This window comes from Peribacillus sp. Bi96, from assembly GCF_918698115.1.
In the GTDB taxonomy this organism is placed as follows: Bacteria; Bacillota; Bacilli; order Bacillales; family DSM-1321; genus Peribacillus.
On the sequence record NZ_CAKKLV010000010.1, the window covers coordinates 1 to 12645 of the forward strand.

General features: G+C 41.5%; 13 protein-coding genes. 1 reads left to right on the forward strand and 12 read right to left on the reverse strand.

Going from position 1 to position 12645, the window contains the following annotated elements; genetic code table 11:
- Window positions 1-92 (forward strand): IS3 family transposase (locus tag LQ203_RS13830; protein WP_230156708.1); only part of this gene is annotated, 92 nt, incomplete at its 5' end.
- 60 nt (window positions 93-152) lie between these two features.
- Here LQ203_RS13830 and msrA read toward each other — a convergent pair.
- The 12 genes from msrA to fdhD form a co-directional block, all read right to left on the reverse strand.
- Window positions 153-674: a peptide-methionine (S)-S-oxide reductase MsrA gene (msrA, locus tag LQ203_RS13835; protein ID WP_230158969.1), complete on the reverse strand. Its 522-nt coding sequence runs from the start codon at window positions 672-674 to the stop codon at window positions 153-155.
- Between the two features lie 142 nt (window positions 675-816).
- A complete protein-coding gene (locus LQ203_RS13840; protein ID WP_230158970.1) occupies window positions 817-1425 on the reverse strand; it encodes a response regulator transcription factor in 609 nt (202 codons plus the stop codon).
- Window positions 1426-1437: 12 nt separating this feature from the next.
- A complete protein-coding gene (locus LQ203_RS13845; protein ID WP_230158971.1) occupies window positions 1438-2559 on the reverse strand; it encodes a sensor histidine kinase in 1122 nt (373 codons plus the stop codon).
- Between the two features lie 94 nt (window positions 2560-2653).
- Complete coding sequence (locus LQ203_RS13850) at window positions 2654-3706, reverse strand: fatty acid desaturase (protein WP_230158972.1); 1053 nt, start codon at window positions 3704-3706, stop codon at window positions 2654-2656.
- Window positions 3707-4093: 387 nt separating this feature from the next.
- Entirely contained in the window at window positions 4094-4804 is a 711-nt protein-coding gene (locus LQ203_RS13855; protein ID WP_230158973.1) for a response regulator, read from the reverse strand.
- On the reverse strand, window positions 4801-6390 hold the full coding sequence (locus tag LQ203_RS13860) for a sensor histidine kinase (RefSeq protein WP_230158974.1): 1590 nt from the start codon (window positions 6388-6390) through the stop codon (window positions 4801-4803). The genes LQ203_RS13855 and LQ203_RS13860 overlap by 4 nt, the downstream gene beginning before the upstream one ends.
- Window positions 6391-6471: 81 nt before the next feature.
- Window positions 6472-7998, reverse strand: coding sequence for a tripartite tricarboxylate transporter permease (locus LQ203_RS13865; RefSeq protein WP_230158975.1), 1527 nt, complete (start codon window positions 7996-7998; stop codon window positions 6472-6474).
- 18 nt (window positions 7999-8016) lie between these two features.
- Window positions 8017-8472: a tripartite tricarboxylate transporter TctB family protein gene (locus LQ203_RS13870; protein ID WP_230158976.1), complete on the reverse strand. Its 456-nt coding sequence runs from the start codon at window positions 8470-8472 to the stop codon at window positions 8017-8019.
- A 57-nt stretch (window positions 8473-8529) separates the two neighbouring features.
- Entirely contained in the window at window positions 8530-9555 is a 1026-nt protein-coding gene (locus tag LQ203_RS13875; RefSeq protein ID WP_230158977.1) for a tripartite tricarboxylate transporter substrate binding protein, read from the reverse strand.
- A gap of 159 nt (window positions 9556-9714) precedes the next feature.
- Window positions 9715-10641 carry an AEC family transporter gene (locus LQ203_RS13880; RefSeq protein WP_230158978.1) on the reverse strand — a complete coding sequence of 309 codons (927 nt, stop codon included), beginning with the start codon at window positions 10639-10641 and terminating at the stop codon, window positions 9715-9717.
- A gap of 155 nt (window positions 10642-10796) precedes the next feature.
- Window positions 10797-11669: a LysR family transcriptional regulator gene (locus LQ203_RS13885; RefSeq protein WP_230159098.1), complete on the reverse strand. Its 873-nt coding sequence runs from the start codon at window positions 11667-11669 to the stop codon at window positions 10797-10799.
- A gap of 159 nt (window positions 11670-11828) precedes the next feature.
- A complete protein-coding gene (gene fdhD / locus LQ203_RS13890; RefSeq protein ID WP_230158979.1) occupies window positions 11829-12626 on the reverse strand; it encodes a formate dehydrogenase accessory sulfurtransferase FdhD in 798 nt (265 codons plus the stop codon).
- Between the last annotated feature and the right edge of the window lie 19 nt (window positions 12627-12645).

Below are 12645 nucleotides of genomic sequence, written 5' to 3' on the forward strand. Positions count from 1 at the left end.
ATATCCATTACTACAATCATCAACGAATCAAGGTAAAATTAAAAGGCATGAGCCCGGTAGATTACCGGATTCATGCCCTCAAGGCTGCCTAATTAAATAAAGTGTCTAACTTTTTGGGTTCACTTCATGTGAAAACACACACCCGGTCCTTTTTATTTACCAACCCAATGTTGGTCAATGAATTCATCGCGTCCTGACTTTTCACGGTCCGCTTTATAATCCTCTTTGTTTTTTTGATGATAGTCTTGATGGTATTCCTCTGCAGGATAGAAGGTTTGGGCCGGAAGGATTTCCGTTACGATCGGTTTCTTGAACTTCCCGCTGGTTGCTACCTGTTCTTTTGCTTCATTGGCCAATTTTTCTTGAACATCATCATGATAGAAGATGGCCGTTAAATACTGACTTCCCCTGTCATGGAATTGACCGCCGTCGTCTGTTGGATCAATCTGCTGCCAATACAGTTCCAGCAGCCTTTCATAAGGGAATAATCGAGGATCGAAAGTGATTTCAACGACTTCATAATGACCCGTTTTCCCCGTCTTCACTTCCTCGTAAGTTGGGTTTTCAACCTGTCCTCCCATATAACCGGATACGATTCCTCCAATTCCGGGTTGTTCTTCAAATGGTGTCACCATGCACCAAAAACAACCTCCAGCAAATGTAGCTTTTTGCATAATGGTCATCTCCTTCCTATACTAATGAATAAAAATTAATATATCATATCCTAACCGAAACCATGTGTTTTTTGATTCTGATTTACGGAGCCAACAGGCTAATCGCGCCAAAAAGGATCTCCCTCTTTGGCAAATCCTTTAATCAATCTTTTGACCAGCCTTTTTCCTTGAATCTTACAATCGCTTCAACTCGATTGCTTACATCCAATTTATCGAGAATCACCGAAATATAATTGCGAACCGTCCCATTAGTCAAATAAAGTTGGCTGGCAATTTCCTTTGTATTCTTACCATCTGCTATCAACTTCAGTACTTGACACTCTCTTTCAGTCAAAGGGTTTTCTTCTTCATAAGCCATATCCACCAGCTCAGGAGCATAAATGCGCCGACCATCCATGATGACACGGATCGAGTTCGCCAATTCCTCACTTGGGCTATCCTTCAGAAGATATCCCCCTACCTCGGCCTTTCTGGCTCTTTCAAAATACCCAGGACGTGCAAAAGTGGTTAAAATGATGACTTTGCATTGATGGCCCTGATTCTTGATCTCTTCTGCTACATCAAGCCCGGTTTTAACTGGCATTTCAATATCCGTTATGCAGATATCCGGCTTTAAACGATTGACGAGATTCATTGCTTCTTCCCCATTGCTCGCTTTTCCGACAACTTCCATATCCTCTTCCAAATCAAGGATAGAACCCAGTGCACCTAGCAGCATCCGCTGGTCTTCAGCAATTACGATTCGAATCAATGTTAATCCCACCTATCCATTATTTTTTATTGCATTCGGAACCCTAATGTAGAGAGTGGTTCCATCAGTTGATTGAATATCCAGGCTGCCATTAACGAATTCAAGCCTTTCTTTCATGCCTTGAAGTCCATTGCCTTTAAAAAACTCTGATTTATGTGAAAGCCCCACTCCATTATCCTGGACTTTGATCGTCACTCCTGTCTGTAATTCTTCTATAACGATATTACAGGAGTCGGCACGGCTATGTTTGATGATATTAGTAACCGCTTCTTTCAAACACATGCTTAAAACCGTTTCAACAAGCAATGGGGTATCTTGCAATTCCGTGGTGCCTTCCAAATTGAAATCGATCTCTGCCGCTTTCAATATTTGCCTGATCCGGATGATTTCATCACTTAGCTTGGCCCCACGCATTTCTGATACCATTTCCCGTACTTCTTTAAGTGCCGTCCTCGCCGTTTGGCGGATATCCTTGATTTCCTTCCTAGCAGAATCCGGATTTAAATCGATCAATTTCCCTGCAAGGTCACTTTTCAAGCCTATCAAAGAAAGTTTTTGACCAAGTGTATCATGTAAATCACGAGCAATTCGCTGACGTTCTTCCATTTTGCCAAGCTCGGATATTCTTTTATGTGCATCTTCCAATTGTTCTTCCAGCCTATCCCGTTTATTCCGATTATAAGTGTTGAATGGAAGAAGAATCACCCCAACTACACAAATGAGCATAAAGGGAAACTGCGAAAAGAAGGTAGGATCTTTCATGATGAACCCAATGTTGACTGATACGATGGTAGCTAATAGCTGGATTGAATATAATACGAAAAAACCAACCTTATTTTGAACATTCCCAATAAAGAATGCTAAAAAAAGTGAAAAGTAAATGTAGCTGAAAAATATGGTCATGGAAATGGATATGACTATTTGTATCGCAGTCCAAACGTATACGGGCCATCCCTTCGAAACGAATGAGAGGCCATATGAAATGAAAAATAAAATGATCATGACGATCCCAAAAACAATCTCCAGCATCGATGAAGATTTAAAAATGAAATAAAAAGGAAGGATACAAAAAATGATCCACACATATGGGCTTAGCCCTGTGTTCTTCGGAAAAATATGATACCAACTTTGCATGGCTCAGCCTCATTTTCTTTTACTTCTAGTATATACTACAGGGTTTTATCAAAAAACCATCCAATGGAAATTGAATGGTTTTTTGATAAGCTATTTATTTTTCTTGAAGGCTTGGACGTTTGTTATTGATTCCTACCTTTGATTTTGTATCGCTTAGACGGTGCTTCATCTCTTTAAAACTTACAAACGTTTTGTTTTCGCCATCATAAAGGCGGAAGCGAAGCGACTTTAAGCTTGAACCAAGAGTGATTGTCGTTGCCTGTTGCAAAGGCAAGGTAGAATCATGGACTTTTTCCAGATTATAGTTTGGTACTCTTGGACTAAGGTGATGCACGTGGTGAAAACCGATATTTCCTGTTACCCATTGTAAAATCTTTGGAAGCTTATAATAAGAACTTCCATCAATGGCAGCCTTCACGTAATCCCATTCTGATTCCTCTTCGAAATAAGAATCTTCAAACTGATGCTGTACATAGAACAGCCAGATGCCCAATGATCCCGTTACAAAAAGAAGCGGTACTTGGATCATCAAGAATGCCTGCCATCCGATAGCCAAACATAATATACCATAAATCACAACGACGGCCGCATTTGTCAAATACGTATTCATTCGTTCTTTCTTTCTTGCACCTTTTACATTCAGGCGATTCGACACAAGGAATAGATAAAATGGCCCTAAACCAAACATGACGATCGGATTTCTATATAAACGGTAAGCTAGACGTCCCCAGAATGTGGCAGATACATATTCATCAACGGTCATGATCCAAATATCTCCTGTACCGCGTTTGTTTAAATTACTGCTGGTTGCATGATGTATGGAATGACTATGCTTCCATTGCTCATACGGAAATAATGTGACGATCCCACTGATTGTACCTAGGATATTGTTCGCTTTCCTGCTTTTGAAGAACGATTGATGACAGCAATCATGGAATATGATGAAGATCCTGACCACGAACCCTGAAGCAAGAACCGAAAGGGCCAGGGTCAGCCAATATGAAATCGATAAGCTTTGATAAGCTAAAAACCATAATAGGAAAAATGGTGGAAAAGTATTTATAAGCTGTTTTACACTTGATTTAATATTGGATTTTTCAAAAGGCGCAACGTCTTTTCTCAATTGTTTTTGATTATGGTTACTCATGATTTCCTCCTCTTAACTCTATATTAAAACCTGGAGTGTTTAATTGGATTGATGAGATTACATTTTTAAGGCAGCTTTCATTCATGCCTCGGCAGCGTGTGTTCAATGACACTCTCTTTCTTCCTTAAGTATAGGATTGATCACCGTTCATCTGTAGTCATAAACGTCAATGGGCTGGCATGACAATTGTCATATACTTGTCTACCCTTTCACTTTTCACACGTATTTTCTCCCCATTTATCATTTTTACACGTCAAAAAATAATAAATTCACTCAAAATCTCATGTAACATTCCATACAAATTTCGAATCAATCCCAATCTATTTTCTGCCAGACTATGTACTTAATCCAACAAAAAAAAACAGATCCGCCATCCGGCGAACCCATTTATATTTTGACGGCATATACCCGTTCAGGCCTTCCTACCGTGCCATATGTTAAATCCGCTTCAATTTTTTCCTCCGACATTAAGTGTTCAAGATAGCGCCTGGCCGTTGTCCTGCTCACGCCCATTTCCTTCGCCACTATTTCTGCAGTTAACCCAGCTGATGCTTTTCCCAACACAAGCATCACCTTCTCCAAAGTCATCCTATCGATCCCTTTCGGCAGTGAAATCTGTTCTCCTTCCCTGTTGCCATTCACTTCCTTTCGCAAAAGCTTGTCCACCTGTTGCTGCGTCATGGGAAAATTGCCTTCTTCTAATTCAGACAGTTTCATGTGATACTCTTGATATCGGAGTAGGGACTGCTTAAAGCGTTCAAATACGACAGGCTTGATAATATAATCAAATATGCCAATCTTGATGGCTTCCTGGACTTTTTCGATCTCTTTTGCCGCCGTTATCATAATGACATCACTTTGTTTGCTTTGCTGCTTGATTTCTTTTAGGATATCGAGGCCATTCATATCCGGAAAATACATATCGAGCAGTAATAGATCCGGCTGCATGATTTCAATGAAGCTTTTGGCCTCGACATAACTTGACGCAATCCCGATCGTTTGAAACCCCTCAATCTTTTCGATGAATAGCTTCTGTATCTCGGCAATCCGTAAGTCATCTTCTACGATTAAAACTTCTATATCACGAACGGCTTTCATTTAATCACCCCTCTGTTTTTTGGTATGGCCACAGTAAAGATCGTATATTCCGCTTCTTTCGTTGAAAAAGTGATAGATCCTCCTAATCCATCAATCGCTTCCTGAACAAGGCTCAGGCCGATACCTGAATTGGTTTGATGGCTTTTTGTCGTAAAACCGTTTAGGAAAATTTGTTCCGCAATTTCTGGATCCATCCCTTTTCCATTGTCCTCCACTTCAATGATCAACTCTTTACCTAAGTCCGTGACGAACAACGATACCTTTTTTCCCTCCCTTTGGTCCCTCACAGCTTCGAAGGCATTGTTGATCAGGTTACCGATGATCGTCACTAATAAATCCCGATTTATCTCTGATGGAATATCTTTAAAACTGCTCTCCCTATCAACTGTAAAATCAATTTTAAGCTCACTGGCTAAACTTACTTTCCCTAAGATGAACCCAGCAATAATCGGATCGGGCACTTCCTTCATTAGAAAGTGAATGAAACCTTGGGTAACATCGACTTCCTTCGAAATAAAATCTATCGCTTCTTTATAGGACTCCAGTTGAATCAGACCAAGAAGAGTATAGAGCCGATTGGAATATTCATGTGTCTGCGCTCTTAACCCCTCTGCATACGCCTTTACATGGGAAAGCTCTTGAAGTAGGTTGGATAGTTCGGATTTATTCCTCAAACTTGCAACAGCGCCGATGACTTCTCCGTGTTTATTTAAAATGGGAATGCGGCTAGCCAAAAAAATCTCACCGTCAATCATAAATTCCTGATCATACTCTGCCTGTGCTGTGCTGACTACATCAAGCAGATGTGTATGTGTAATGACTTCTTCAATTTTTCTCCCGCGAAGCTCAACATCTTTAGGAATATGAAGGAATTTATGCGCCGTCTCATTGACAACCGTAATTTTCCCATGAACATCAATGGCGATGATTCCTTCATGAATCGACTCCAAAATGGCATGTTTCTCTTGAAACATCCAAGCAATCTCTTTCGGCTCCAGCCCTAATATCGCCTTTTTTATATTTATGGAAATGAAGAAGGCTATTAATAAACCTCCTATTAAAATAAAAGAAATGGTCCAAACTATCTTTCTTTGTATACTGGACACTTCTTTTTCAATATCGTTCTGAAGGTAACCGACAGAAACTACCCCAATTACTTTTCCGTCTGCCATTATCGGGGATTTCCCCCTTATGGAAGGACCCAATGTCCCGGTTGACTCCGTGATGATGGATTTCCCATTCCAAACCTCAGCGTTATCTCCCCCTACCATTTTCTTTCCAATCAAGTTTGGATCAGGGTGGGACAGGCGCTTTTCATTCTCATCCCCTATAACAATGAATTCCGCGTCAATCTGTCTGCGAATTTTTTCTGCCATGGGCTGGATGATTACAGAAGGATTATCCGTTCGAAAAGCCTGGTGAATTTCAGGCAGCAAAGAAATGGTTTGGGCAACCGATAATGCTTTTTCCCCTGTTTCCTGCTTCAGGTTACTTTCCAAGATATTTATAAAAATAACTTCAAAGATTCCACCAATTAAGATGATTAACGTGCAGATGCCCAGCATCAGCTTAGTATGTAAACGCATTCAACCACCTCTTCTTACATCATATAAAAAAAAACCCCTTTAAAAAAGGAGTTTTTCGAAACATTCAGAAAATGTTGTTCATTAACCTTCTATATTAATGACAACATCTTTCCCTCGTTTCTTAAGTAAAACCGGAATGAGCAGCCATAGTGCCGTTACAATCAGGAAGGCAAGTGAAAGCGGCCTAGTGAAAAACAAGCTGTAATCCCCATCGGATATGGTCAAGGCCCTGCGCATATTGTTTTCTATCATCGGGCCTAATACCAACCCCAATACCAATGGCGCGATAGGGTAATCATTTTTACTCAAGAAATAACCCAAAACCCCGCATCCTAATAATAGCAATAAATCATAAGTGGATACTTGTACGGCATATACACCAAAGATGGAAATCGCGATAATGATCGGGATCAAGTACTTCTTGGGCGTTTCAATGATTTTCGCAAAAACCTTAACGAGCGGGAGATTAAGGATGAGGAGCATCAGATTCCCAATGAACATACTGGCGATCAGTCCCCAAGCTACCTGAGGGTGATCTTCGAATAATAATGGACCAGGTTGAACATTGTACATCATGAGCGCCCCCATTAAGATGGCTGTTGTACCGGAACCTGGGATCCCCAGAGTCAATAATGGAATCATCGCTCCACCAGAAGCTGCGTTATTAGCCGTCTCAGGCCCTGCTACTCCTGCAATCGCTCCAGTACCGAATTTCTCAGGTTTTTTTGAAATGCGTTTTTCCATAAGATAAGAGAAGAAAGAAGCAAGAGTTGCCCCTGCACCGGGTAGGATTCCTACAAAGAAACCTAAGAGCGATCCCCTGGCAATGGGACCCGCGGATTCCTTGAATTCTTCTTTGGAAGGAATCAAATTATTGATCTTCGTAATCTCCCCATCGTCCTCTTCTTTTTCCAATATCGTCTTGAAAACTTCTCCAAGGGCGAATAGACCTACTGCAATCGTCAGGAATTCGATCCCTTGATAAAGCCAAGGAAGGTCAAAGGTAAAACGGGCGATCCCGGATACATTATCAATTCCTATCGTCCCGATCAACAAACCGCAGACCGTCATGATCAGTGCCTTGGTTACGGATTTCCCCGCCAGTCCACTGACAGCCGCTAGGCCTAGAAGCATGAGCGAAAAATACTCAGCCGGCCCGAATTTAATGGCAATCGCCGATAATGGTTTAGCTAACGCAATCATGGCGATAAGGGTGACGATCCCTCCAACGAAGGAACCGATGGCTGAAATGGATAATGCACTCCCCGCCCTGCCCTTCTTTGCCATTTGGTAGCCATCCAAAGTAGTGACGACAGAAGAGGATTCGCCAGGTGTATTTAATAGAATGGACGTTGTCGACCCTCCATACATCGCTCCATAATAAACACCTGCAAGTAAAATGATGGCGCTTGTCGCAGCTTGCTCTTGTGGAAGTCCGCCTGTGATCGATGCGGTTACCGGAATTAAAAGAGCCACACCGCTCATCGGCCCGATTCCCGGCAAAACGCCTACAGCGGTACCAATCAATACTCCGAAAAATGCAAAAAGTATGTTATACCAAGTAAGTGCCGTTTCAAATCCTTGTAATAAATAATCAAAAGTTCCCACTTCCCATCCCCCTTCCTCTTATGAAAACCAGATTGGCCAACCCGGTAGTGTTCCCTTTAAAACATTCACGAATAAAAAATAGATGATTCCGGAAAATCCTGCGGAAATGATGAGGGATGTCACCCATTTATTCCGTTCCATCGTTTGAAAGCAAACAAACAAAAAGAGAAAAGTCGTAATGACATACCCTATCGTTTCCAATGTCAAAATATAAAGTAAGGTTGAGAGGAAAATGATGATAAACGGCTTATACTCCAGCTTTTCCTTTCTCGCTTCTTGTCTCTTGCTCCGATATGCCTCATAGAACAGGCGTATACTTAAAGCAGCAAGAACAAGTCCTAGTACAAATGGAAAAATATCCGGCCCTACCGAACTTCCATATGACGAGCTGGCAAGCTTCCTGCTTCCTATCATAAACAGCACTCCAACAGCCAGAAAGGCTACAGATGCAAAGCGATCAAATTTCACGTCCATCCTTGTCCCCCCATTTCAGAAAATAAGAAGAAGGTGAAAGCACCTCCTTCCTCCCCATTATTTTTCCATGCCTAAGGCTTCTAATAATTGCTGCACTTGTTTCTCCTGTTCTTCTAAAAACTTGCCGAATTCTTCACTATTTTTATATTCTTGTTCCCATCCTTGAACTTCCACTTCCTTCTTCCATTCAGAAGTTTCCACTAACTTCGCAATGGATTTGTCCCAAAATGTTTTCGCTTCTTCAGACATATTCTGAGGTCCAAATACGCCTCTCCAAATCGTGAATTCCGCATCTATACCCTGTTCCTTTGCCGTCGGTATGTCTTTCAGATCTCCACCAAGACGCTCCGTCGAGGTTACGGCCAATACTCTGATTTTTCCTGCTTTTAAGAATTCCCTGACGCTGGAGGCATCCGTCCCGATTACATCTGCATTCCCTCCAAGCAATGCCGTAATCGCTTCCCCTCCGCCGTCGTAGGAGACATATTTAAGCTTAGTTGGATCCAATCCGTATTCATATGCCGGTAGAATGGAAATCAAATGATCCATGGATCCCGGAGCCGATCCTCCTGCAAAAGTTAACTTGCGCGGATCTTTCTTCACCACTTCCAACAAGGATTTCAAATCCTTGAATTCAGAATCCGCCTTTACCACTATCGCTCCGTAATCTTTTGTCAGCTGTGCCAAAGGAGTCGTATTTTTATATCCATAAGGACTGTTGCCCTCTTTTTTAAGATTATTGATGATGACAGGCGGTGAGTTCACGAAAAGCATGTCGTTATTATCCGCTTGCTGTGTTGCATAATCGGCCATGAAGACAGCACCCCCGCCACCAGGTTTGTTTTCGACGGTTAAAGGCTGGTTCACCAGTTTTGTCTCACCTAAGACCTTCGTAAATGAACGGGCTGTTAAATCCCATCCTCCACCTGCACCCGAAGGAGCAACGATCGTTATGGCTTTTTTCGGATAACCTGTACTTTCTTTCTTTTCGCCTGATGTATCCGAACTACTGCCACATGCACCTAAACTTAAAGCTAACGAACTTGCCAATAGTACCGCAGAAATCTTTTTACGAGAAAACATATGAATCCCCCTTTTGAAAGCGTTTTCTTCATTCTACAAAAATATCTTGATTTTCTTTAATTATTAAACTAAAATGCATAAATTCCATAATCTTCATATTGTTCATAAAGTTTTATAGCAGGAAAAGGGGAAAAAGACTGCCCATTAAGAGCAGTCCAACTAGAATAGAATTTTTGATAGATATACGACCAATGTTACCGTTATACTGCTGAATAAAGTGGACATCAAGACCGTCTGTGCCGCATACTCCGGATGGTTGCCATACTCTAAAGCGAATAATGCGCTGTTTCTTGATGTTGGAAATGAGCTCGCGATAAATAACCCTTGAGCCACAGTCCCTTCCAAACCAAGCATGTGGATGATCAGGAATGCGATGGATGGTGAGAGTATTAAGCGTCCAATCAAGCTAAGAATAAGCGGAAGTGGGAAATGGGTTATTTTCAAGTAAGCACTCTGTGCCCCCAATGTAATCAGGGCAATGGCTATGAATGCACTCGCGATATTATCAATTGGGGTCCATAAAAACAGAGGAATATCGAAAGAAGCCTCTTGTAATAGGAAACCGAGTAAGAGAGCATAAATGACGGGGTTCTTCAAGAACTCGCGCATGGCACCCTTTGCACTTTTTGTATGGACGGAAACGGAATTCATCAATCCATAGGTATAACTCAATAGATTTTGAAAGATGATCACGATGACTTGGATTGACAGACCAAGAGGATTGGAATGAAAAACCATCTGGCTGACGGGGAGTCCGAAATTGGCTGAGTTATTTAGGACCACACTATTTTTAAACGTGGCAGAAAGACTTTGATCAAACTTCGCGAGTTTGGCAATCACTGTACTCACTATGATGAGACTTCCAGCTTGCAGAGCAAGGAAGCCAAATATTTGGACGATCATTCCCCCACCCATATTACTATGATATATATTGACAAAGCTAATGGCCGGCATGAGCAGGAAGTGATTCAATTTAGATAACGTATTCATATCCAGGTTGAATTTACGATGAAGAATGGCCCCCGCCCCTATAAGGAAAAAGACCGGCACAATGACATTCAATACGATTAGAAACAGGACACTCATTTGACTACCTCTCCATTCCTTAGGCAAACCTCCGTTGATTTACATCTCCCATCTATCATAATGCCGAGAAACCCATAATTAAAATACCAAAAATTTATCGTTACCGATTCAAAAATGGAATGACAAAAAAAAAGCACAGAAGTTTCTGTGCCTTTTTAAATATCCTTCATGAAATCGACGTCCTTGACAAATTGGACAAACTCTTTGACCAGCCTTAATTCCAGCGACTTTTCATGATATAACATCCACGTATTCCTTATAAGCAGATTTCCTTGCTTATCCTTCAAATCCATTTGACGGAGATTTTGGTCTTTCTCCAATAAAACACTAGGAAGGATTCCATATCCCAGTCCATTCCTGACCATTTCTTTGCATGTATCCCCTTTGTCCACTTCCATCCCTACCAAAGGAGGCCCTGAAAAATTGTCTCTCCACCAATTATCGATCATTGTTTTTAAAAGAGCATCTGTCCCATAATCAATCCTCGGCATTGAGGGCAGATCCCGGACTTCGATTTTTTCCTTGGAAGCAATACAAATCGTTTCCTCAAAAAGATGATGCCTTGCCCCTGCCCATTGATAGTCCCCCCTGACAATCCCGACATGGACTTCTTCCTTGTAAATGAGGTTCAATACTTCCTTGCTCCAACCTGTAGTCACATGGAAATCCACTTTAGGATATCGTTCACGAAATAATTTCAAAAGGCCGGGCAATTTATGCAGCGTAATATAGTTGGAAACACCCAACCGTAATGTTCCACTGATCTCCTGACCCATATTGAACGCTGTCTCTTTTATCTGCCGGAGCTTGATCAGCATCTCATCTGCACAGATTGCCAAGTAATCCCCTTGAGGGGTGAATTGGACTCCTCTTGTTCCCCGCTCAACAATTTTTAAATTGAATTCCTTCTCCATTTGTTGAATTCGTTTCGTTAAAGAAGGTTGAGAGATATATAAACTTTGCGCCGTTTTAGTAATATTCTTGTGCTCATGTAACACCTTTAAAATATGCCAATCCCTTTCATTCATAACCCTTCCCCCGATACCGATTTTCCTGTTTGTTTTATTAAACTTACCATAAATGGCATGTTGGTTATATCCTTTTACAAAGTAAAAAAGCCCAAGCCATGCAGGCAAGGACCTTCCCATAATCGCATTCTCTTGCCCATTCAAGCGGGGGATGCTCAGTCATTCATTTAATTGAATTCTCTCTGGGCAAGTATAGATATTCATGGAATCATTACGAATGAATCCGACCGTGGTAATTCCCAATCCTTCAGCCAACTCCAAAGCCAATTCCGTTGGAGCGGATTTCGAGAGTATCAGTTCACAGCCGATCTTCGCCACTTTCAATAGAATTTCCGATGAAATCCGGCCACTGAACACGATGGCTTTTCCTTCTATCGAAATACCATTTTTCAAGCAATGACCATATATTTTGTCCAAAGCGTTATGCCGTCCGATGTCCATCCTGCTCAATACGAGGCCATCGACATCACATAATGCAGCATTATGGACTCCGCCCGTATTCTGAAAGGTGACAGCAGAATTTTGTAAGTCCTTCATCAAGCGGAAGCAATCATTAGGTGTTAGTTTTACCGATACATTATCCATTTTCTTGGCAGTCAACGCATCATTCACAAAGACGAAACCTTGTCTGCTCATCCCGCAGCAAGACGTTATATATCGCTTATTTTGAAAGTCCTGGTAGTAAGGGTTCACTTTATCTGTCTTCACATGAACAAATCCCTCTTTTTCCTGGACCCAGATTTCTTTTATCTCTTCATATTTTTTGATGATGCCTTCAGAAGCCAAATAACCAATCACCATATCTTCGATGTACTCAGGTGTGCAAACCATCGTAACGAATTCCTGGCCATTTATTTTCACTGTAACGGGAAACTCCGTTACGATCGTATCTTCCGTTCGCTTCATGTTGCCTTTGGTTATCCGGATGATATCCCTCTTCATTTCAATCGCTTTCACGTTTCCACTCCCTTTTAAT